This window comes from Sodalis sp. RH19 (genome assembly GCF_047324215.1).
Taxonomy (GTDB): Bacteria; Pseudomonadota; Gammaproteobacteria; order Enterobacterales; family Enterobacteriaceae; genus Acerihabitans.
This window is the reverse complement of record NZ_CP178734.1, coordinates 2,388,971-2,411,235: the sequence shown is the minus strand read 5'-3', so window position 1 is coordinate 2,411,235 and position 22,265 is coordinate 2,388,971. Positions and strand designations below refer to the sequence as shown.

Sequence of the window (22,265 nt, the reverse complement as noted above, 5' to 3'; positions counted from 1 at the left end):
ACCGGTGATGGTAAAACAGACTATACCGGCTCAAGGAACCAGCGAATGTTAGATCAAGTTATAAATAAATTTGATGGCTGGATATGTGAAATAAATCACATATCGATCCGGTCTTAAGCAGCATTTTTATTTATGTTAAGAAGTAATAGATTTCAGGTAAAGATAATGAAAGAAGATCACTTATATTAGGCGAAAGGGCCTCATGGTCTCTTATATTGGCCATCGCCCGCGCTTCAAACCGTCTCCACGGGCGAGGGAGGGTGGCGCATCGCCGTACCCCATCACGGCGCCCACCATCAACCGGCAGGCGGATGCGCCACTAAGCGCAGGAGCGTGACTTCAGAGGGTGCGGCCAGTCGTATCGGCGGTCCCCAATAGCCCGTGCCGCGGCTGGTGTATACCCAAAGATCGTTGAGCTTGTCCAGCCCGTGTACGAACGGCTGCTGCAAACGGACAAAGAACTGCCACGGCAGGAACTGGCCTCCGTGCGTGTGGCCGGACAATTGCAGCGTGAAGCCCGCTTCCGAGGCGGCCGTCGCAGAGCGTGGCTGGTGGGCAAGCAAAAGCCGGAACAGGATATCGCCAGGGGCGCCGCGCATGGCTTTCTGCGGATCGCTTGCGTGCGCCGGGTCGAAGTTGCCGCCGCTGTAATCCGTCACGCCCGCCACGATGGCGCGCGCGCCGCCGTGGTTAACCACCACATGTTCGTTCATCAACACCTGGAAGCCAAGCCGGCGAAACTCAGCGATCCAGGTATCCGCGCCGGCATAATATTCATGATTGCCGGTGACGAAGAAGGTCCCGTGCCGCGCCGATAACGCGCCAAGGGGGCGGGTATCCGCCTCGAGCTGCGGCACGGATCCATCGACGACATCGCCCGTCACAGCAATCAGGTCCGCTTCAAGCGCATTCACGGTTGCGACGATTTTCTCGACATAACCGCGTTTAATGGTCGGGCCGATGTGGATGTCGCTGATCTGCACGATGCGAAAGCCGTCCAGCCCCGCCGCCAGTCCCGCGATAGGGATGTCGATATTTTTCACCGGCGCATTCCGGCGCGCGTTGTAAACGCCCAACAGCGTGAGGAGTATGGCAACGAGCGGTACGCACAGCGCGCTGACGGCGGTGAACTCCGCCGTCGCCGCAGTGACGCCCGGCAAACTGTCCACGGCATGCAGCAAAAGCAACCCTATATCGCGCAGCGCTGTCAGCACCAGCAGCGACGAGAAGAAACCCATCGTGAGTAATCCCGCCCACGCCAGCCGGTCCGACAGCGGCTGTTTTTTTATATTGCGCGCGGCCATGCCGACCGGGATCAGCACAGCAGACATCGCCAGCAGCAGCGCCGCGAGCCATTTGAATGGCGTGCCGACAGGCAAGGCGGCAATGAGCCGCACGCCGATATACACATGCAACAGCGTGACTATGCTGATGAGGCGAATGAAAAATGCGGAACGGAGCATAGATAATCTTTCCTTGTTACATGATATCACCTCTCTCAGGATAGCCGAATTCACTCTCCCGCGTCAGCGTCTGACGTTATCCCCCAGCGGGCGGCGGGGCACTGCTGACGCCGTTTAAGGACGTGCAGATGCCTGACGGTATAGCCGGTTATGACGGCACAGAGACGGCCGGCGGGCATAGGCCGGGCCGCCGCAGGAGGGCAATGGTATTGTGAAGGAGATCAAATAATAGTTAAAACACGGTTTCATTTTTTTATAGTTCGGTGGAGAGTGCTCAGTGTTTAACGGGAAAAGTAGTGTCTAGTGTCTAACTATTCCTTCCGGGCATCGTTTCTCTTACGGATTGTCACCATGACCATGTCAGCAAAAGATAAACTGTACCAGTCCATATTGACCCATTATTCGGGCAATCACAGCGGTTTTACCGCGCTGGATTGCGCGAATTTAGTGCCGATCGGCCGCAGTGTAATCAGTCATTATCTCAATCGGTTATGCGATGATGGGAAATTAATCAAAGAAAACACCCGGCCCGTACGTTTTTTTGTCAATACGGCACAAACACGATCCGTGCTGGCGCGGGTGGAAAAAAAAGCACTGGATGCCTTCAGCCGTCTGATTGGCGTTGAGGGAAGTCTGGCGCAAGCGGTATTAATGTGCCGCTCGGCGGTAGATTATCCCACCGGCGGCCTGCCGGTGCTGCTGGCCGGTGAAAGCGGGGTGGGTAAAAGCCATCTCGCCAGCGTGATATATGACTACGCGCTGGAACGGGGCGTTATCGCGGCTGATAAACCGCTTATCGAGCTGAATTGCGCCGATTATGCCAATAATCCTGAGCTATTGTCCGGCACATTATTTGGTTATATCAAGGGGGCGTTCACCGGCGCCGACCGGGAGAAGCGCGGCGCCTTCGATGAGGCGGACGGCGGTTTTTTATTTCTTGATGAAGTCCACCGGCTCTCCGCCGAAAACCAGGAAAAGCTGTTCCTGTTTATGGATAAAGGCTATTTCTACCGCCTCGGTGATAATCGTACCCGTCGTCCGGCCAGCATTCGGTTTATTTTCGCCACCACAGAAAATATTGATACCGTGTTGCTCAATACTTTCCGCCGCCGCATCCCGGTGCGCGTCACGCTGCCGAATTTCATCTCACGTCCGCTCACTGAACGGGTGGCGCAGGTCGAGTATTTTCTGCATTGCGAGGCACGCAGCCTGGCAAGGGATATTCATCTGGATGCCGCCCTTATGCATCAACTGGTCATGTCGCCGATCAGGGGCAATATCGGCGAATTGAAAAACCAAATTAAGGTGATGTGCGCCAGCGCATGGAGCGACGGGGATAACGCGAAATTTATCACCCTGAATTCGCCGCACCTCCATTCCGGCGGCGGTGAAATGCTGCTGATTTCCCACCGTGACCGGGCCGGTGACGTTGATGTGTCGATGTTGCTGCCTAAAGCGATGCGCGATGACGTCATTTTCAAAGAGTTCTGCCACAGCGGCAATACGCTGTTGCTCAATCGCAAGCTGGAACAATTGCTGACGACGATTGGCGGCGTTCTGAATCCGGCCTCGCCTTACAGCGGTTATGTCTGGCAAAACACCATGCATGCCATCAATGAGCTGGAGAACTTAACCGGCCTGACGTTCAGTCAGGATCACCGCAAAGCTGTCTGGCTGTGCCTGAATTACGCGTTACATCATGCCGGCGGCGCAGCACAGGCCGATGAACTGCGGGCGATAACCGATTATGTTTCCAGCAAGGCGCGGTTGCTGGCCGGTGAGTGCGTAGACCTGTTGCGACAGCACGTCGTTAATGAGGCTTTTTTACTGTTGCCGCCGCTGCTCGGCAGCGCATTTAACACCCTGGCCGGTGACGATGACCTCATCCAGGGGGTGATTGTTTCCCACGGACGCTCCACGGCGTCCAGTCTGGCGGGTATCGCCAATCAGCTGACCGGCGGTTATATATTTAAAGCTTTCGATATGCCCAACGCGACCTCGACACGCGAGATCATTGATATGCTGATCAAGCACCTGGACGCCATCAAGCAGAGCGCCGGATTGATAATCCTGGTGGATATGGGGTCGCTGAAGGCGATTTATGAGGAAATAAAACTCCATCTGCATGGCGAACTGCTGGTGATCAATAACGTCAGCACCGCCATGGCGCTGGATATTGCCTCAAAGATCCAGTCACGCCTGGCGATGAAGGACATTATCGACAGCGTCAAAGGCGCCTATGAAGTGGAAACCCGCTACTACGCCGGCGTGCTGCCGGGAAATAAAATTATCATTACCTGTATTTCCGGCGAAGGCATCTCGCACAAACTCAAAGATATCGTGCAGCGTTATCTGGCCTGCGATCAGATTGATATCGTCACTATGGAATATGACGATGTGAAATGGAAAATCGCCCGCTCTGACCCGGCGCTGAACGGCACGCGGCTTATTATCACTACCACCGATCTGGATGCGGGCTATATTCCGCTGTTAAGCGTGGAACAACTGATTAAAGAGAAAACCGCCGTATTGCGCCGCGACTATTTTACCGATCTGCTGACCTCGGACGGACTGGAAACAATGATTGACGAGGTGGTTAAATTATTTACTGTGGAAGGCGTTGCCGGCAGGCTTAACTTTCTCAATCCGGTGGTGATCATTGATGAGGTGGACGCGGTCATTAAGCAGTACGAATCCTTTTATAAAATACATTTCGAAAGTTATCTGCGCATTAATTTATTTATGCATCTTGCCCTAATGATTGAACGCGTCATGGTCAATGCCGGGATGCGTAACCGTGATGACGCGCAGCTAACCGCTGACCAACACGCCTTTGTCGCAGGGCATGACACCTTTTTCCTGGCGCTGAACCGCAAATATCACATCGCGCTGCCCGTCACCGAGGTTCTGATGATTTATGAAATCATGGAGCCCTGGATCGCCCCACAGCCGGCGTGACCCTGTCCTTTGGCCTTGCGGCATACTTTACCGTCGGGCACATGTTTCCACACTCGGTTTTCCAGTGCTTTGAACAGAAATATTAGTGTGGAAAACAATAATTAATCCTTTGTTTTTAAACAAAATTTATTTAATGGCATAGCTCTTGCATTGCCAGGGCGGGTTATCAGTAATCATTTAAGGAAAGCGGAATGCGAGAGGTCTTTATCGCCAGTCATGGCCAGTATGCTAAAGGCATTATTTCCGGGCTTGATTTACTTATCGGCAACGATCATGGCGTCACTCCCATATGCGCTTACTGTGGCGACATTGGCTCCACGGCTGATTTGACACGGCGCTTCAACGCTATCGCGTTGGAAGCGGCGCGGCGCGGCAATGAGCTGGTGCTGTTTACCGATATGAAAGGCGGTAGCGTTAATAATACGGCGATTCAAGTGATGATGAATTTTCCCCATATGCATGTGATTAGCGGCGCTAACCTGATCATGCTGATGGAGTTCTGCATGTCGGAACTCGCGGAAACGGCGGCGCGCATCGCGGAAGCTATCCATATGGCCACCCAGGCCATGCAGTATATGAATACGCTGCCGGAAATTGTCAGCGCGCGCCAGAATCTGGGCGGCGCTAACCGCGATGACGATGATTTCTTCGCCGCGGAGGAAAAGCAATGAGCGTCGTGCTTGAATCCCTGGACCCGCGTTACGCTGCGGGGCAATCCTATTTGACGCCGGCATGGCTGCAGGCCGCGATTGGCGACGTGCTGAAAAGCATCGATGCCATGTTGCCGCGTTTTACCGCCACGTTCCCAGCGGCCAGCGCGCGGGACGGGCGTTACCCGGCGGTAGAGAAAGTGGACTGGACCGAGGGCTTTTGGACCGGCCTTCTATGGCTGGCGTGGGAGGTCACCGGTGACGACAAATACCGCCGCTGCGCGCAAGGGCTGCTGGTAAGCTTCGAGGAGCGTCTCGACCGGCTGATCAAAGTGGATACTCACGACCTGGGTTTTCTGTATCTGCTTTCCTGCGTCAATGCCTGGACGCTGACCGGCAATGAACGTGCACGCGACCTGGCGTTACGCGCCGCGGAATTGCTGTACCGCCGCTTTAACCCCACCGCAGGCGTTATCCAGGCGTGGGGGGATTTAAGCGATCCGGCGCGCCAGGGGCGCATGATTATCGACTGTAATCTGAATGTGCCGTTGCTGTTCTGGGCGGCGAACGAAACCGGCAACCGGCAGTGGCGGGAGGCGGCCCGATGCCATTTGGCGCAGGCTTCACGTTATCTGGTGCGCGACGACGCCTCCACCTTTCATACCTTCTACCTGGATATCCACAACGGGCAACCGTTGCGCGGCGATACCCATCAGGGGGTCAGCAATGATTCCTGCTGGTCGCGCGGGCAGGCTTGGGGGATGTACGGCTTTGCGCTCGGCTTTAATCACACCGGCGATGCCGCCTATACCGAGCTGTCGCGCAAGCTGAGCCACTACTTTCTTAACCGCTTGCCTGATGACTATGTCTGTTATTGGGATTTGATATTCAAGCCGCAGGACCACGCATTCCGTGATACCTCCGCCGCCGCGATCGCGGTGTGCGGGCTGGCCGAATTACTGAAACAACTGCCGCTCAGCGATCCGCTGCGCCCCGCTTATATCAACGCTATCGGCCTGATGATGCGCAATCTGCACCATCATTATTTCGCGCATCATGAAGATGGCCTGCTGCGCGAGGGGGTATACAACCATGGCCGCAATATGGGCATTAATGTGCCTAATCTCTGGGGCGATTATTTCTATTTCGAAGCGCTGGTGCGCCTATCCCGTATCTGGACACCCTACTGGTAAAGACGAATAACAGGAGAAAAAAACATGATTTCATTGGTTCGTATTGACGATCGATTAATCCACGGCCAGGTGGCGGTGGTATGGACTAAGCACCTGGGCGTGAACCGCATTCTCGTGGCGAACGACCAGATCGTGGCCAACGACGTGCAGAAAATGTCGCTGCGCATGGCGGCGCCGGATACGGCGAAATGCGCCATCATGGCGGTTAAGGACGCCGGGGATACCCTTAACGATCCGCGCTCCGCGGACATGAAAATCCTGGTGATCGTCAACAATGTGGCCGATGCCCGCCGCCTGATTGAGCAAGTACCCGCCATCAAGCACCTGAACGTCGCCAATTACGGACGTATCACCGATAACCTGGCGGCTAAAACCAAAATCAGCGACACCGTTTATGTGACGCCGCAAGACGTGGCGGATTTCCTCGCCATTGCCGGGTGCGGCGTAAAAGTGGACTACCAGGTGTTGCCTTCCCACCCGGTGAAAAATCTCATTGAGATGCTTAATAACGCCTGAAAAGCGAGGACAGTATGTTAACTCCGGCATTACTTGTTGCTCTGGTGATGTATATCGCCAAATTCTTCGACCACACCCTCGGCCAGCCGTTAATTGAACGTCCGCTGGTCTGCGGCGCCATGGTGGGATTGGTGTTGGGCGATTTTCAGCAGGGCATCATTATCGGCGCCAGCCTGGAACTGATTTTCCTCGGCACCATCACTATCGGCGGCTCGGTGCCCGCCGATCTGGCGGTGGGTTCGGTGCTGGCCACCGCCTTTACCATCCTGACCCATGCCGAACCGGCGGTGGCCGTGGCGCTGGCATTGCCGATAAGCCTGCTGGCGGTGTTTGTCTACCAGGTGCTGAAGCTGGTGTACACCGCTCTGGTGGAAAAATATGACGCCCTGCTTGAACAGGGCCATGATCGCGCGGCGCTTGGCCTGACCTTCGGCATGACGATGTTTTATGGCGTGCCGTTTGCGATCATCGCCTTTTTCGGCGTGCTGTTCGGCACCGACGTTATCCGCAGCCTGGTGGAGAACATCCCCGGTACCGTGATGCGCGGCATGACCGCGGTGGGCGGCATCCTGCCGGCGCTGGGGTTCGCCATCCTGCTTAGAGCGCTTTGGCATCGCAATATCGCCGCCTTCTTTTTTATTGGTTTTGCGCTGGCGGCGTATTTGAAACTGCCGATCATGGGTATCGCCATTATCGCCGCCTCCATAGCGGTTTACCTGTGCTTTAACGAATTCAATCAACTCAAATTAAACAAACAAAACGCCGGCAATGCGCATGCGGTTTCCGTCGACGATAAGGATGGGTTCTTTAATGACTGATATCCAGATAAGAGACACTGTCGCCTATAGCAGCGATAAAGACGAAAAGAAAATGTTCCGCCAGTTATTTATCCGCCAATTCCAATTGCTGGGGGCGATGAATTTTACCCGCATGGAGGGCTTGAACTATGGCTGGGCGCTGGCGCCGATGCTGCGCAAAATCTATCCAGAGCCTCATCGCTATCTGGATGCGCTTAAGCGCAATAGCCAATTTTTCAATACTAACCAGCATCTGGCGCCGTTTATTATGGGTTTGACGTTATCGATGGAAAAGGAGAATGCCGGTAATCCGGCATTTGATACCTCGAGTATTAACGGCATTAAAGTGGCGCTGATGGGTCCATTTGCCGGTGTAGGCGACTCATTTTTTTACGGCGTGCTGCGTATTATCGCCACCGGCATAGCCATTGGCTTGTCTTCGCAGGGTAACCCTCTCGGGCCGCTGTTGTTCCTGCTGATATACAACATTCCCAGCTATTTGATTCGATATTACGGCGGGGTCATGGGCTACCGGCTCGGGTCGAAATATATCGCCGAGGCCACCCAATCTGGGCTGCTGGGGTGTATCACTAAGGCGTCCTCCATCATGGGGTTGATGATGGTAGGGGCGATGAGCGCCTCGATGGTAAAGTTCACCACCACGTATAAAACCACCATTGCCGGGCAGCCATTCGTGTTGCAGGAGATCCTCGATAAAATTTGCGTTGGGTTGATTCCGCTCCTGCTGGTGCTGGTTTGCCTGCGTCTGCTGAATAAAAAGGTCAGCCCGAACAAAGTGCTTATTGTCCTGATTGTGCTTGGCTTCGCCGCCGCCGGCATCGGCATTGTCTAACCCCCATCCCCTTTTCATGCGAAGAGGGGATGACTTATGGACTCAGGATATGCTTTGTCACGCCGCCTGCTTTTCCAACCAGCCTGAAAAATTTTTGCACGTTTTCTCCCGTGGCCGTTGGCAACGGCTTTCCGCGCTATGCCGGCTTTACCCGCGTATCGTGACGCAGGATATGCTGGCGCAGGAATTACCAAAGCTGGCGCAGGTTGAGGTGATCTTCTCAAGTTGGGGAATGTTTCCACTGAGCGAACGGCAGCTCGATCAATTACCAAAACTGAAAGCGGTGTTTTACGCCGCCGGGACGACGCAAACGTTCTCAGCGCCATTGCTGTCGCGGGGGATAACCGTGGTCAGCGCCTGGCGGGCCAACGCCGTGTCGGTGGCGGAATTTTGTCTGGCGCAGATCCTGCTGGCTTGCAAAGGCTATTTCCGTAATCATCGCGACTATGGCGCTCCCGCGGTATTTGATGACCTGAGTAACCGGCATCCTGCGCCCGGCGCTTATGGGGAACAGGTGGCATTGCTCGGCGCCGGAGCGATAGCACAAACGTTAACCGGCTTGCTGGCGCCATTCGAGCTTGACGTCGTCAGCGTGCCGTCGCGCGCTGCGCGCCGGACGGTATCGCTGGAGCAGGTGTTTGAAACGGCGTTCGTTATCAGCAACCATCTGCCGAATCGTCCCGATAATGTCGGCGTGCTGAATGGGAGTTTGTTTCGCCGCATGCGCCCTGGGGCGGTGTTTATCAATACCGGGCGCGGCTTACAGGTGAATGAGCCGGAGCTGATTGAGGTATTCAGCCGGCGCCCGGACCTTACCGCGTTGCTGGATGTCACCAAACCGGAACCACCCGTGGCCGATTCGCCACTCTACCAACTGCCGAATATCCAATTAAGCAGCCACATCGCCGGCGCGTTGAATCATGAAACCCAGCGCCTGGCTGACTGTGTACTGGCGGAATTCAGTCGTTGGCTACAAGGAGAAGCCCTTTGCCATCAGATAATGACATAACCGCTGCTGCGAGAGGTAGCTGCTATCGCCTGGTTGTTTTTGATCTGGATGGTACGGCGTTGACCCCGCAAAAAAAACTCACCCCGCGGTTCAAAGACGCGGTACAGCGCGCAGCCAAGCTTGGCGTCACGATCGCCCTGGCCTCGGGACGTTCATTGGACAGCGTGCGCAATGTGCTGCGGCAATTACCGTTGGGCGATATGCCTGGTTACGTCATCGCCTGTAACGGCGCTATTATCTGGAGCCAGCAACAAAGACAGTGTATTGCCGAGGAATGTCTCGACCACCGCGATGTCCTGATATTGAGTCAGCTCGGCCGGCGGTTGGGGTATGCCTGCTATATGCTCGAAAATAATCAGCTACTGACTGATTTTCCGCTCACCTCAGACGCGGGCGGGCATCTGTTTAGTCAACTGCCGGTGATGACATTGCCAGACGGTTGGCAGAATACGCCGCGCCGCCCGCCAAAAATGATGTTTATCGAGCAAAAGGAAAAAATCGACGCGTTACCGATATTGATCCCTGCGGATATCGCCGGATGCTATCATTTTGTTCGCAGTGAGCCTAACTATTATGAAGTGATGAAAAAGGGCGTACATAAAGGTTCCGCCTGCCGAACTTTGGCCGCACGTCTGGATATTCCAGCGAGGCATATTATCGCAGTGGGCGATGAACAAAATGATAAAGAAATGCTTTTCTTTGCCGGCGTAGGGGTGGCAATGGGCAATGCTGCGCCAGAAATAAAATCACTGGCCGATTGGGTGACGGATAATAACGAACATGATGGGGCGGCAAAGGTTCTTGAGCATTTTGTTATTAACAGTAAATTATTTGAGTGTGATTAGGTTCAAATTTAGTGTTGATGATTGCCCTGAGTTTTTTAAACACAATGTTATAGCGGGCGTATTATTTTTGGAGTGTAGAAAAAATAACGATATATACAAATAACCCATTGTAAATAAAGCAATTAATAATCTGGCATAACAATTGCTTTATTGTCATGTCGGCGAAAAGTTTTAACTTTATTTCTTTTGGCCGATAAGGATAAGGTAATGAATTTTTTGATGAGATAAACAATATCGTTGTCATTTAATAAGCTGATACACGGAATGGCTGTTTCCGTGGGTCCCTGTTTATCACAAATGATCAAACAAAAATAAGAGCAGGATAGAATATGAAAAAAATAACTTTTCTGGCCATAGGTCTGCCTGTGGCCTGTTGTACCCTGAACGCCATGGCATCCGCTACCTGGATCGATAACCGTTATGCACATACCACCGCATCAGAGAAAAACCAGTATAAAATTGGCGCCGGTCATATTTTTGATAATGGGGCTGGTGTGCTGGTCTCGTCAATGTATGATTTGGGCCAGGATTTCGGTCAGTTGAGAAGTTCTTTTCAGGAATATGAGGGATGGTATCCGGTACCTTTAGCCGATAAATGGAGTATTACCCCAGGCGGCTTAACGGATATTGATAGTGGCGGCACCAAACTGGCGCCCTATGTCAGCCTGGATTATAAATTCAGTAAAGTTTTTAATGTATCAACGCGTTATCGTTATAATCACATGACCCACCAGGAAAGGGACTATAATAATGAAATGGATTATAATGATAGTCATCAAATTGATCTGTTCCTGAACTATCAGGCCACGGATAAATTATGGCTACAGCTTAATCCTGAGTTTTTCATTAATACAGGCGATTATTATGCTTCCAATGGTAAAAAAACCCATTGGGAACCGAGCATTGTCGCCCGTTATCGTGTTAATCAGCATTGGATGCCCTATGCGGAAGTGGCATGGCTGGACCAGGATCAAAATAATGATAATCAGGTGCGGTTCCGTTTAGGAATTCGCTATTATTTATTCTGATAAAGGGGGTGGGTGAGCGGCCCACCCAAACGCTATGAGAGTAAAACAGGTGGCGCTATTATTGGCGCCGGGATTTGAAGAGGCCGAGGCGATTATTATCCTTGATGTGCTAAAGCGGCTTGATATAGCGGTAACCATGCTGGCCTGCTGCGCCACTCGCACGCTGGTCAGCTACCACGGCCTGCATGTAACGGCTGATGCGTTAATCAGCGAAAGTCCAACGGCGCTGTACGACGCGGTCGTGATCCCGGGCGGCCCCCTCGGGGCGCAAAACCTCGCTGAGAACCAGGCCGCGATCGATTTTATTCGTCGCCATGATAATGCGGGAAAATGGCTTTGCCCGCTATGCTCAGCGGCCGCACGCGTCCTTGCCCCGCATAAGCTGTTAAAAGGACGCCGTTATGTCTGTTCCGGCACTTTGTCGGCTACCGTTACTGACGGCGTGTATGTCGACGCCCCGGTAGTGGAAGACGGTAATTTATTAAGTGGACGGGGGCTGGGGACGGCGTTCGATTTTGCCTTTTCCATTGCAATGCGTCTAACCGGCGATGAGGCGCGGATACGCCGGCAGGCCGAACATATTTACCATCGCTTATCCCTTGGGCTGTAGCGTCTGTGGGGCGGATTTACCGCCCCCGGCGTTATTTTTTCTTAACTGTAAAATAGTCAAAGTGGATATTTCCGTTGGAATGGTGATTCGTTGAAGCCGCATAGATACCCATTTTAGCGCCGACCCATTTTCCCGCGCCGGCGGAAAACCGTGGCGATACCGTTGCCCAGGCCTGCCCAGCGGCGTGATAGCGGAAATGGCAAATCCCGTCATCGCCGACATCGCAGGCCAGCGCCAAAAGCCGATAATCGGTGACATCAGCGACCGGCGCCCTGTGCTCCGTCAAGATACCGCGCTCGCTTATCCAGCCATGGCGCAAGCCAAGCCATAGGCGCTTTTGTTCTAGATACAGCGTCAGCGCGGCGTAGCGTTCTCCATAAACCATCAGCCCGCCTTCATCCCCGGGTTGCAGAAAGTGCGGGGTAACGCCGCAGCACACGGAAAAACGGACGGCTGGAAATTTCTGCAGCAGGAGCTGTGGCGTCGTATATAACGCCGGTACGCCATTCCAGGCAGCTAAGGGCGCGCAGCGCAGCCGTAGCCCCGGCCGGCCGGGGCTTATCCAGTCGTCAGCGGGATTGGCCTGCCATTGCCACTGCTTACCGGGGCGGCCGTCGGCAAAATCATCGCTGGACTGGATTTCGCCGGGGCAGTAAGGCAAATCGGGTATCGGATGTATGAGCACCGGTTGCCCTTTGCCGGGTTCGTCGCTGGTCTCGCCGATCAGCGGCCAGCCGTCGTCGAGCCAACGCAGCGGCTGCAAATGAACTATCCGGCCATACAGGCCTTTATCCTGAAAATGGAGAAACCAATCCTCGCCATTCTCCAGCGCCACCCAGCCCCCCTGATGTGGACCGTTAACAGAGGTGTCGCCCTGGTGCAGTACATCGCGACTTTCCCACGGCCCCTGAAGGCGGGCGGCGCGCAGCACGGTTTGCCAGCCGCGTTTTACTCCGCCGGCCGGAGCGAATATCCAGTATTCGCCTGCGCGTTTGTACAGCTTTGGCCCCTCAAGCGTCGGATGGGAGGGCGTGCCGTCAAAAATAATCTGCCCGTCATCCAGCAAACGCGAGGCATCTGGCGTCATCTCGATTAACTGAAGCTTATTTTTGATGCCGCTGCGGCTATAGGCGAAGGCATGGACCAGCCATGCGCGGCCGTCGTCATCCCAGAACGGGCAGGGATCGATCCAGCCGGACACTTTTTGCAGGCAATGCGGCGCGCTCCATTCCCCCAGCGGATCGGTGCTGTGACAGACAAAAATACCCTCGTCCGGGGTACTGAAAAAAACCCAATAGCGCCCGGCATGATAACGAATACTGGGGGCCCAGATGCCCTTGCCGGGTTGCACTGCGTTATAGCTGGCAAACGGCAGCCGCGGCACCACATGGTTGACCAGCGTCCAGTGGATCAAGTCGCGCGAGTGCAGCAGGGGCAGGCCGGGAACGTGATTAAAACTGGACGACACCAGCCAAAAATCGCCGCCGGTCCTGATGATATCCGGGTCGGCATAGTCGGCGTGGATAATGGGATTTTTATAAAATAAAGACATTGGCCTGTTCGCTGTTGTGTAGAACCTGACAGGATGAGAAGCAATTTTTACGCCAAGAATTAAAATTCATATATATCAATATATTGAGATTTATCGTGACCAGTAATCGCCCTGGGCGGCCTTGTGTTGAATGCCTGCGCCTTACAACTTACTCGCGAAAACTCAGCGTGACCTTAAATGCCGCGGCCGGGGAAACAACAACCCTGTTATGGGTTGCGCTGAACCGGATATCTCCTTTCTCCAGGACGGCTCTTACCTGTGCCAGGGACGATACCCGAAACTCCAGTGCGCTCATTCTCGTTTCCCCGGCGTAATCCTCCGGCAGGGCGATAAACGCCTGTCTGGCTTGCTCGGGAGTGATAAACCGCAGCCGGGTTTTCCCCGCCTGCAGGAAATATTCCCCGCCCATTTTGCTGAACGCATGTTCCGGCCCGAACAGCTGCGCATAGATCTGCATGGCGTTTTCCGTATCGTCCGCCACCATCACAAACCCGCAGAGATCCTGCACGCCATTCGGATGTTGCTGCCACGCTGGCTGCCATACCGCATCGGGCGTCAGATGCTGGCAGAAAAAACTGAAACCGTTGGGGATCCGGCGGGCATCGATACGGGTGATGCAAAACCGGGCTTCAACAATGCGGCTATCGGGCAGGGTAACCCGGCGGGAAAAAGCGGTCGGCGGCTCGGCTGCCAACCGGCAGGCTTGTAACTGCCGAAAGGCCGCACCGGCATCGCCCGTTTTCCAGACCAGACCGGCTAAGCCCAACGGCGGTTGCCACAAACCTTTAGCGGCGCCGGTGTTATCTTGTTCATAGCCCAGCAGTTCCAGGTAGTTTTCGCCAAAAATCGCCAGATGATTACTCGAACCCATCGAGTGATGCCCGCGTGCGGTCAACTGAAATCCCAGGCGGAGAAATAACGCCCGCGCATCGTCAAGATGATCGTCAACATTGATCACCGCGTGATCGATCACCGGGGTTAACTGAGACATAGCCTATTCTCCCAATCTGTTTGTATTGGCGTCGTTGAACATGGGGTGGAGGATAAAAGCATGGTTTACGCGGTGCGCCCTCCAAAGTAGAGTTCGCTCATGCGCGTATCGCTAAGTAAATCACGGGCATTGCCGGTCAGCGCGACGTTGCCGAGCGCAAGAATATAGGCGCGGTCGGAGATATGCAGGGCTTCCATCGCATTTTGCTCGACCATCAGAATAGTGACTTTTTCCAGCTGGCGAATGGCCTGAATCGCGCTGAATACTTCGTCGAGCATTTTCGGTGACAGCCCGGCTGAAGGCTCATCCAGCAGCAAAATGGCCGGTTCGGGCATCAGCGCGCGGGTGAGGGCCAGAATCTGCCGTTCGCCGCCGGACAGCGCCGAGGCCGGCGCCTGCCATTTTTTCCGCAACAAAGGATACATTTCGCAGAGTTGTTCCATGCGCCGTTTACGTTTGGCCGGCGGCAAAAACTGGCCGCCGGTTTGCAGATTTTCCGCCACGCTCAGGCTATTGAACACATTATCGAGCTGCGGAACAAAACCCAGCGAGCATTCGCGGACTTTGCGGTGGATCGGGATGGTGCCGGTTTCCTCGCCGTTAAGACGAACCTCGCCATGGCGCGGCGTCAGAAACCCGGCGATGCATTTGAGCAGGGTGGATTTCCCACAGCCGTTTGGCCCGAGCAGGGTGACGATTTCCGCCTGGGAAACGTCCAGCGAAATGCCCTGCAGAATATCCACGCCCGGGGTGTAACCGGCGACGACATCATGAATTCTGATCATACGGCCTCCTTCAGGGCTCGGCTTGCGCCGCCGAGATAGGCATCCAGCACTTCCTGGTTTTTAGATAAATCATCGGGATGGCAACTGGCGACGATATGCCCGCGATCCAGCACAATGCAACGCTCGCAAAGCGATGTTATAAAGTGCATATCATGCTCGATGATAACCAGTGAAATACCGTTGCCGCTAAGGGTTTGCAGCGTCGCCACCAACTCCTGACGCAGTGTCGGGTGTACACCGGCCATCGGTTCGTCAAGCATCAGGATGTCCGGATCGCCCATCAGCGCACAGGCAATGCCCAGCAGTTTTTTCTGGCCGCCGGAAAGCGCCGCAGCGGGCAGATCCCGTACTTTGGTCAATAGCAGTGTGTCGAGCAATCCGGTGGCTTTCATATGATCTTTCCTCTCAGCCCGCCGCCCGGAAGGCAGTGAAAACAGCCCGTTCCAGATACCGTGATGACGGGTGCCGGCGGCCATCACCACCTCCATGACCGTCATTTTCGCCGGCATGGCCGGGAGCTGGAAGGTGCGCGCAATGCCTGCCCTGATGATGCGGTGTGGGGGCATTTTGTCGATGCGCTCTGCGCCGGCGGTAATCGTGCCGCTGTCGATGGCGGTAAACCCGGAGATCGCGTTGAGCAGGGTGCTTTTTCCGGAACCGTTCGGCCCCAGCAGCCCCAGGATCTCGCCTTTTTGCAGGCTAAACGTGACCGATTTCAGCACCTGATTGCCCCCGAAGGCTTTGCTGATGTTGTCCACGAACAGAGATATCGTCATGGCATGATCCTCAGCTTTTCAGGCAGAATACCGCCCGGACGCAGTAACAATCCGATCAGCATCACCAGCCCCACCAGCCCGAGGCGCAGCGCGCCGGTCAGATCAGAACTCATCTGCAGCCAGTCTTTGGCGAAGGGAATAAAGTTGTATAACCCTTCGACCACCACCACCCCAGCCAACACCCCGCGCACATTGCCGATGCCGCCGATCATCACCATGCTCCAGATAAGGAAGGTTTCGGAAGAAAGCAGGTAATCCGGGCTGACGTAGTTGGTGTACCAGGCAAGCAACATCCCTGCGATAGCGCACATTACCGCGCTGCACATCAGTGCCCGGCATTTGAGCCACAGCAGTGAATATCCCAGGCACATCGCCAGTTGCGGCTGTTCGCGCATCAGCCGTAAAGCACGCCCGAACCGGCTGTTGCCCACGCGTACAGAGATAACAGTGCAAAGAGCGATACACAGCAGGACCAGCACGGTGAAGATCAGTACATCCTGTTGTTGCAGACCCGTAGACCACGGCGCGGAAATGTTGCCGATCCCCTGGCCGCCGCCGGTCAGTCCTTCTTCGTTGATCACCGCAATACGGATGATTTCCGCCAGCGCCAGCGTGGCGATCCCCCAGTAATCGGCGGAAAGCTGACGCCCGAGCAGCGCCATGACGGCGCAGACCATCATGGCCAGCACGATCCCGGCCGGGATCACCAGCCATAAAGGCAAGGAAAACTGGCTGCCGATCCCGATGGCGTAAGCCCCGATACCGACAAACGCGATATGACCGAAGTTGAGCAAACCGGCATAACCGGCCTGCAGGTTAAGCGCCAGCGCAATCATCGCGTAAATGCCGGCGATGCAGAAAATATGCAACAGAAATTCAGACACGGCGCACCTCCCGGTTGAATAAGCCATAAGGGCGTAGCAGCAGGGCCAGCAGCAGCATCACGAACGACGCCGCGTTAATCCAGGTGGTTGGCATAAACACCATTTCCTCGCCATACAGCCATCCCCAGTTAATGTTGGTGACCAGTGTTTCCGTCACGGCAATCAGCAGCGCGCCGAAAATGGCGCCCATCGGGTTGCCCAGCCCGCCGAGAATGGCGGCGGCCAGTACCGGTAGCATCAGGTCATTTCCCTGGTTGATATACGCGCTGCCGTTCATGGCGATCAACGCGCCGCCGACGGCGGCGATCATGCCGGCGATCATATTGACGGTGTGGATGATGGCTTTGGCATTCAGACCGGATGCCGCCGCCAGCTCGCGGTTACTGGCCAGCGCGCGAATGGAACGCCCCTGCGGGGTGAAAAACAGTAAAAAGTTGAAGATAAGAATGATGGCGACCGTGGCGACGAGGCTCCAGCATTCGTCAGCGGAAATGCGGATTTCGCCCCACTGCCAGGTATTGCCGATCGGCAGGTGATAGCTGACGGGCGCCGATCCCTCGACGCCTAATATCAGTGCAATCATGACCATCGAGACGGCGAGGGAGCCTATCATGGCATTCGCCGCCCCGGCGTTAAGCAGGCGCTGAAACACCCAGTGATGCAGCAGCACGGCTAAAATGCCGCACGACAGCGCTGAAAACAACACCGCCAGCGAAAAAGGCATGCCCATTTTCATGCCGCCGGCGGTCAGGAAGGCCCCGACCATGGCGTACTGTACATGGGCGATATTGGCAAACCGTACCAAACCGTAGACCAGGCTCAGCCCGAGCGCGACCAGGGACAAATCGGCGGTGCGGATTAGCGTATCAACAATAAACTGCAACATGATGCTTTCCTGAACAAAATGACACAAGGAAACGATCGCGGCCGGTGACCTTAGCGCGCTACGGGTTCGCCGTTAAAGGCTTTCACCTTCAGGTAAGGTTGGGTCTGGCGCTGATTATCAGCGTCCAGATTCAGCGTGCCGGTTATGCCGGTAAATGTCGGCGCGACCGTTTTCATGGCGGCGATCAGCGCCGCCGGGCTGGCGTCGTGGGCTTTATCGATGGCCGCCGCAGCCAGCATGATGCTGTCATAGGCGTAGCTGCCGTAGACGGAACGGGGTTTTTCGTGGAAACGCTGCTGATAGTTGTCGCCGTAACTCTGGCCGTCGGTTTTTTGCGCCATGCCGGACACTTCCATGCCGATCTGCCCGTTGGTGTATTGCGCCGGTGAATCGGCAATCGCCATGGTCAGATACATGCCATACCACGGCGTTTTGCCCATGCCCAGTTCCCAGGCTTCACGGTTCAGGACGATGGCGTCCTGGCCGTAGCTGGTGTAGACATAGGCGTCAGGTTTGGCGCGGGATAGTTGCTCCAGTTCGCGGCGGTAGGAAGGCTGGCCGCTGGCGTACAGCACTTTCGCCGTCACTTTACCGCCCAGCTTTTCAAACGCCTGCCTGAACTGCTGCGCCATGCCCTGGCCGTAAGCGCCATCCGGCGCGATAAAAGCGACATTGTGATAACCCTGTTTCCACACGTCATCGGCGGAAAAACGGGCGGAAAGATCATCCAGGCCGATCACGCTGTAAGAGGATTGGCCTATTTTTCGTACATCCGCGCTGGTGCCGGAAATGTTGATGTGGACCAGATTGTTCTTCACCAGATACTGGCCGATGGGAATGGTGACGCTTGAGGAAAAATCGCCCACGACCAAGGGCACTTTATCCACCTGGGTGAGTTTCCTGACCGCATTCAGCCCTGTTACCGGGCTTCCCGCCGAGTCTTCCACCACCACATCCAGCTTTTGTCCCGCGACGCCGCCTTTGGCATTGAGCTTCTCAACGGCCAGTTCAATACCACGACGCTGATCTTCACCAATGCTGGCGCTGGTACCGGTTAAGGGCAGGATGGCGCCCAGTTTGATATCGGCTAAAGCGGGGGGAACGGCGCTCAGCAACGGCAGGCTGGTCAACGCAGACAGAATAACGATACGGCGAAAGCGGGTTTTCATTAGGGTTCTCCGGAGCTTTTAGTACTACGATAAAGTGAATGAACAAGTGAATACACTTATGTTCAAAGGCAAGTTTTATGCCATGTGTACACTTATTAAAAAAACAACGCGTGAAGGGTGGGGCAAAAAGATCAAATAATGAAGGAAAACAACGGAAAAAGGTGTAATAAAAAAGGTTAAACCGGGCAGGGCGCTATGATTCATTTATCCAGATTTAAAATATCTCTTTCCGCGACAGGACTATTTTTTCACTTTTTTAGAGCAACAGTCGCACTGCAATAGTGCAACTTGATAATTAATGGATAAATAATAGGCTTAAATAACATATTGTTATTAATTACCTGATATATAAGTATTAATTAAAGTGAACGCAAAAGTGTATGCAATCATGTGTTGAGTGAAGTTTATTCCTGTGATATCACTTTAAACATTACCTATTATTGAATATCTGCTGCAATGTTAAATATTGAGTATTAGCACGGTGTCAGCAAAAAAATTAAGCGCAACAGGAGACTCAGTGATTGTTCCAAAGAAAAAGCCCCGAAGTGCCGACAGCGTTGAGAAGGTTTACGAGAAGGTCAAACTACTGGCTATCGACTACCACTTCCGACCGGGCGAACGTGTTAATGAGGTCGAGCTGTCCGGCCAGCTCGGTGTGTCAAGAACACCCGTACGGGAAGCGCTGAACCGCCTGTCGAAAGAGGGTTTTATGCGTTTTGTCCCCAATCGCGGATTTTATGCCCGTGACATTACGCCGGAAGGCGTGCGCGAATTATATGAAGTACGCATGGTGATTGAGCAGGCGACATTCCGCTTTGCCTGCCAGCGCGCGACGGATGAAGAAATCGCCGTGACCGCCGCTATCTGGGAAGCGATCAGCGACAAACAGCCGGACGCCGGTGAGATCACTGACTGGACGGAAATAGCCAAAGCCGATGAGAAGTTCCATATGGAAATTGCCCGCATCTCGCATAACTCGCGTCTGTACGAGATGCTCGACAGCCTCAACTCACTCATCCGTTTCTTCCGCCGTATCGATCTGGAAACGCCAAGTCGCCGGATTAACGCCTACGATGAACATGTCGACATTATCTCCGCGCTGCGTCACCGCGATGCTGTCAAAGGCGCGCAGTTAATTGAACGGCACGTCTCGCTCAGCGCGGAACATGCGGTTGAAGTGACGAAAGAAGGGCTGGCACGTATTTACTTCGGTAAAAAACAGACGCTGTGACGTTGTCGCCGGATTTGTGAAAAAACCGATATATCAATGCAGATCACCACAGAGGATCTATGGTCGTCATTTCCCAACACATTATCGACCAGGCAAAACAGTTGCGCCGTGAATTCCACGCCCGGCCTGAGCTGGGTCTGAAAGAACACGGTACCGCCAGGAAAATCAGCGAGCGTCTGTTGTCCTTCGGCCTGGAAGTACACAGCGGCATTGCCGAAACCGGTATTGTGGCGACGCTGCGCAACGGCGCAGGGCCATCGATTGGCTTACGCGCGGATATCGATGCGCTGCCGATTCAGGAACTGAATGATTTTGCTCATATCTCGCAAAACCCTGCCCTGATGCACGCCTGCGGTCACGACGGACATACCGCCATTTTGCTTGGCGCGGCGCGTCATCTGAGTGAAAACCGTCATTTCCGCGGCACGGTGCATTTCATTTTCCAGCCTGCCGAAGAAAACGCCGGTGGCGGGAAGATGATGGTGGATGAAGGGCTGTTTGAACGCTTTCCGATGAGCAGTGTTTACGCGCTGCACAACTGGCCGGGTTTGCCGGTCGGCGACGTCGCCGTTAGCCAGGGGCCGATGATGGCCTCCCAGGATAATTTCTATATCACGCTGACCGGAAAAGGCTGCCATGCCGCCATGCCGGAGCTCGGCGCCGATCCGGTGGTTGCCGGCGCGCAACTTATTTTGTCGCTGCAAAGCCTGATTTCACGCCGCTTATCGCCGCTGGAACAAACGGTGATCAGCCTGACGCAGCTTCAGGCGGGGGAGGCTATCAACGTGATTCCCGAAACGCTGCATATGTCCGGCACATTGCGCTGCCTGAGCAACGAAACGCGCGTCACCTGCTGGCGGCTGATTGAAGAGTACGTCAACGCCGTGCCGTTGCCCTATGGCGTGCGAGGCGAGGTCCGCTGGGAATGGGGTTATCCGGTGACAAAAAATCATCCGGAGCAGGCGGAAGCGGTGCGCGCGGCGGCGCTGCATTCCCCCGGCGTGACGCGGGTGCATTTCAATAATGCGCCGTCGATGGCGGCAGAGGATTTCGGCTATCTGCTTGAGCGATGTCCCGGCGCGTATTTCTGGCTGGGCGCCGATGGCGCAACCCCTTCTGCTTCCCTGCATAACGCGCGTTATGACTTTAACGACGATCTTATCCCGCTGGGCATCGGTATATGGGCAACGCTGGTGAACAGATTGCTGAAAGACTAATTCTCACACTGTTTTCATTTTTACGGAGTCAATTATGAGTCAGATTCATTTTGTCGGCGCCGGTCAGATGGCGGAAGCGATTATTCGCGCAGCCCTGAGCCGCCAGGCCGTTTCGGCCAGCCAGATTACGCTTATGGATATTGATGCCGGGCGCATTGCCGCGCTGCGCGAGCGTTATCAGCTTGCTTCGCCGCTGAATGACGGCGAAGCGCTGGCGGCGGCGGAATACATCGTGCTTGGCGTCCGTCCGCAGGACGATATTGCCGGCGTGGCGAAGCATATCTGCCAGCTCGCCTCGCCGCAGGCGACCATCATTTCGATCATTGCGGGCGTTACCCTTGAACGCCTGGGCACATTGTTCGGGGCTACCCGCCCGATTGTGCGCACCATTCCCAACACCCTGACTGACACGGGTTTTGGCTACAGTGGCGTGGTGTTCAACCCGCACGTGCAACCCGAGCCGCTGATGCCGTTTCTGGAAAGTTTCGGCAAAGTGATGCTGCTCGAGGAACGGCTCATTGACGCCTTTACCGGTTTTGCCGTCGCCGGGGTGAATTATGTGTATTACTTTATTGAATCGCTGACGGATGCCGGTGTGTTGAGCGGATTGTCGCGGCCGCAGGCCAGTAAAGTGGTTTGGGAGAATCTGATCGGCGGCGTGGAAATGCTGAAAGCCAGCGGGAGGCATCCGCGTCAACTGATGGACATCAACAATTCGCCTGCCGGTGTGGGAATCAACGGATTGTACGAACTCAACAACAGCGATTTTGCCGCGGGGTTGCAGCGCAGCGTGATGACCGCAGTCAGAAGAACGACGGAGCTTTCTAAAGGTTAGACCGACTATAAATAAAG

General features: G+C 54.8%; 21 protein-coding genes. 13 read left to right on the top strand and 8 right to left on the bottom strand.

Features of this window, described 5'->3' with window-relative positions; all coding sequences use genetic code 11:
• Positions 1-296 precede the first annotated feature (296 nt).
• Positions 297-1,463 carry a metallophosphoesterase gene (locus ACL2XF_RS10890; protein WP_413728577.1) on the bottom strand — a complete coding sequence of 389 codons (1,167 nt, stop codon included), beginning with the start codon at positions 1,461-1,463 and terminating at the stop codon, positions 297-299.
• Positions 1,464-1,814: 351 nt separating this feature from the next.
• Between ACL2XF_RS10890 and ACL2XF_RS10885 the strand changes: the two genes are divergently transcribed.
• The 10 genes from ACL2XF_RS10885 (at position 1,815) to ACL2XF_RS10840 (ending at position 11,922) form a co-directional block, all read left to right on the top strand.
• Complete coding sequence (locus ACL2XF_RS10885) at positions 1,815-4,421, top strand: sigma 54-interacting transcriptional regulator (protein WP_413722554.1); 2,607 nt, start codon at positions 1,815-1,817, stop codon at positions 4,419-4,421.
• 191 nt (positions 4,422-4,612) lie between these two features.
• Complete coding sequence (locus tag ACL2XF_RS10880) at positions 4,613-5,092, top strand: PTS sugar transporter subunit IIA (protein WP_410015536.1); 480 nt, start codon at positions 4,613-4,615, stop codon at positions 5,090-5,092.
• The gene (locus ACL2XF_RS10875) at positions 5,089-6,264 is read left to right on the top strand and encodes a glycoside hydrolase family 88 protein (protein WP_413728576.1); all 1,176 of its coding nucleotides are present in this window, start codon (positions 5,089-5,091) and stop codon (positions 6,262-6,264) included. Before ACL2XF_RS10880 ends, ACL2XF_RS10875 begins: the two co-directional genes overlap by 4 nt.
• 24 nt (positions 6,265-6,288) lie before the next feature.
• Complete coding sequence (locus tag ACL2XF_RS10870; RefSeq protein ID WP_413728575.1) at positions 6,289-6,780, top strand: PTS system mannose/fructose/N-acetylgalactosamine-transporter subunit IIB; 492 nt, start codon at positions 6,289-6,291, stop codon at positions 6,778-6,780.
• Between the two features lie 14 nt (positions 6,781-6,794).
• On the top strand, positions 6,795-7,598 hold the full coding sequence (locus ACL2XF_RS10865; RefSeq protein ID WP_413728574.1) for a PTS mannose/fructose/sorbose/N-acetylgalactosamine transporter subunit IIC: 804 nt from the start codon (positions 6,795-6,797) through the stop codon (positions 7,596-7,598).
• On the top strand, positions 7,591-8,430 hold the full coding sequence (locus ACL2XF_RS10860; RefSeq protein WP_413728573.1) for a PTS system mannose/fructose/sorbose family transporter subunit IID: 840 nt from the start codon (positions 7,591-7,593) through the stop codon (positions 8,428-8,430). The genes ACL2XF_RS10865 and ACL2XF_RS10860 overlap by 8 nt, the downstream gene beginning before the upstream one ends.
• 49 nt (positions 8,431-8,479) lie before the next feature.
• Positions 8,480-9,439, top strand: a complete 960-nt coding sequence (locus ACL2XF_RS10855; RefSeq protein WP_413722555.1) for a hydroxyacid dehydrogenase — start codon at positions 8,480-8,482, stop codon at positions 9,437-9,439.
• On the top strand, positions 9,418-10,284 hold the full coding sequence (locus ACL2XF_RS10850; RefSeq protein ID WP_413722556.1) for a Cof-type HAD-IIB family hydrolase: 867 nt from the start codon (positions 9,418-9,420) through the stop codon (positions 10,282-10,284). Before ACL2XF_RS10855 ends, ACL2XF_RS10850 begins: the two co-directional genes overlap by 22 nt.
• 329 nt (positions 10,285-10,613) lie before the next feature.
• Positions 10,614-11,312, top strand: coding sequence for an oligogalacturonate-specific porin KdgM family protein (locus ACL2XF_RS10845; protein WP_413722557.1), 699 nt, complete (start codon positions 10,614-10,616; stop codon positions 11,310-11,312).
• Between the two features lie 34 nt (positions 11,313-11,346).
• The gene (locus ACL2XF_RS10840; protein ID WP_410015528.1) at positions 11,347-11,922 is read left to right on the top strand and encodes a DJ-1/PfpI family protein; all 576 of its coding nucleotides are present in this window, start codon (positions 11,347-11,349) and stop codon (positions 11,920-11,922) included.
• Positions 11,923-11,953: 31 nt separating this feature from the next.
• On the opposite strand, the gene ACL2XF_RS10835 is transcribed toward ACL2XF_RS10840, so the two are convergent.
• From ACL2XF_RS10835 to ACL2XF_RS10805, 7 genes are all read right to left on the bottom strand, one after another.
• The gene (locus ACL2XF_RS10835; RefSeq protein ID WP_410015527.1) at positions 11,954-13,474 is read right to left on the bottom strand and encodes a glycoside hydrolase 43 family protein; all 1,521 of its coding nucleotides are present in this window, start codon (positions 13,472-13,474) and stop codon (positions 11,954-11,956) included.
• A 148-nt stretch (positions 13,475-13,622) separates the two neighbouring features.
• A complete protein-coding gene (locus tag ACL2XF_RS10830) occupies positions 13,623-14,465 on the bottom strand; it encodes a VOC family protein (protein WP_413728572.1) in 843 nt (280 codons plus the stop codon).
• Positions 14,466-14,530: 65 nt separating this feature from the next.
• Positions 14,531-15,250, bottom strand: a complete 720-nt coding sequence (locus ACL2XF_RS10825) for an ABC transporter ATP-binding protein (protein ID WP_413722561.1) — start codon at positions 15,248-15,250, stop codon at positions 14,531-14,533.
• Positions 15,247-16,026, bottom strand: a complete 780-nt coding sequence (locus ACL2XF_RS10820) for an ABC transporter ATP-binding protein (RefSeq protein WP_413728571.1) — start codon at positions 16,024-16,026, stop codon at positions 15,247-15,249. Before ACL2XF_RS10820 ends, ACL2XF_RS10825 begins: the two co-directional genes overlap by 4 nt.
• Positions 16,023-16,910, bottom strand: coding sequence for a branched-chain amino acid ABC transporter permease (locus tag ACL2XF_RS10815; protein WP_410015523.1), 888 nt, complete (start codon positions 16,908-16,910; stop codon positions 16,023-16,025). The genes ACL2XF_RS10820 and ACL2XF_RS10815 overlap by 4 nt, the downstream gene beginning before the upstream one ends.
• A complete protein-coding gene (locus tag ACL2XF_RS10810) occupies positions 16,903-17,796 on the bottom strand; it encodes a branched-chain amino acid ABC transporter permease (RefSeq protein WP_410015522.1) in 894 nt (297 codons plus the stop codon). The genes ACL2XF_RS10815 and ACL2XF_RS10810 overlap by 8 nt, the downstream gene beginning before the upstream one ends.
• A 50-nt stretch (positions 17,797-17,846) precedes the next feature.
• Complete coding sequence (locus ACL2XF_RS10805) at positions 17,847-18,965, bottom strand: ABC transporter substrate-binding protein (RefSeq protein WP_410015521.1); 1,119 nt, start codon at positions 18,963-18,965, stop codon at positions 17,847-17,849.
• 517 nt (positions 18,966-19,482) lie between these two features.
• Here ACL2XF_RS10805 and ACL2XF_RS10800 point away from each other — a divergent pair.
• From ACL2XF_RS10800 to ACL2XF_RS10790, 3 genes are read left to right on the top strand one after another with little or no spacing between them, the layout of a single operon-like run.
• Positions 19,483-20,196, top strand: coding sequence for a GntR family transcriptional regulator (locus ACL2XF_RS10800; protein ID WP_410015520.1), 714 nt, complete (start codon positions 19,483-19,485; stop codon positions 20,194-20,196).
• A 59-nt stretch (positions 20,197-20,255) separates the two neighbouring features.
• A complete protein-coding gene (locus ACL2XF_RS10795) occupies positions 20,256-21,413 on the top strand; it encodes a M20 aminoacylase family protein (RefSeq protein ID WP_410015519.1) in 1,158 nt (385 codons plus the stop codon).
• Positions 21,414-21,447: 34 nt separating this feature from the next.
• Complete coding sequence (locus tag ACL2XF_RS10790) at positions 21,448-22,248, top strand: pyrroline-5-carboxylate reductase family protein (RefSeq protein ID WP_410015518.1); 801 nt, start codon at positions 21,448-21,450, stop codon at positions 22,246-22,248.
• The last annotated feature ends 17 nt before the right edge of the window (positions 22,249-22,265 follow it).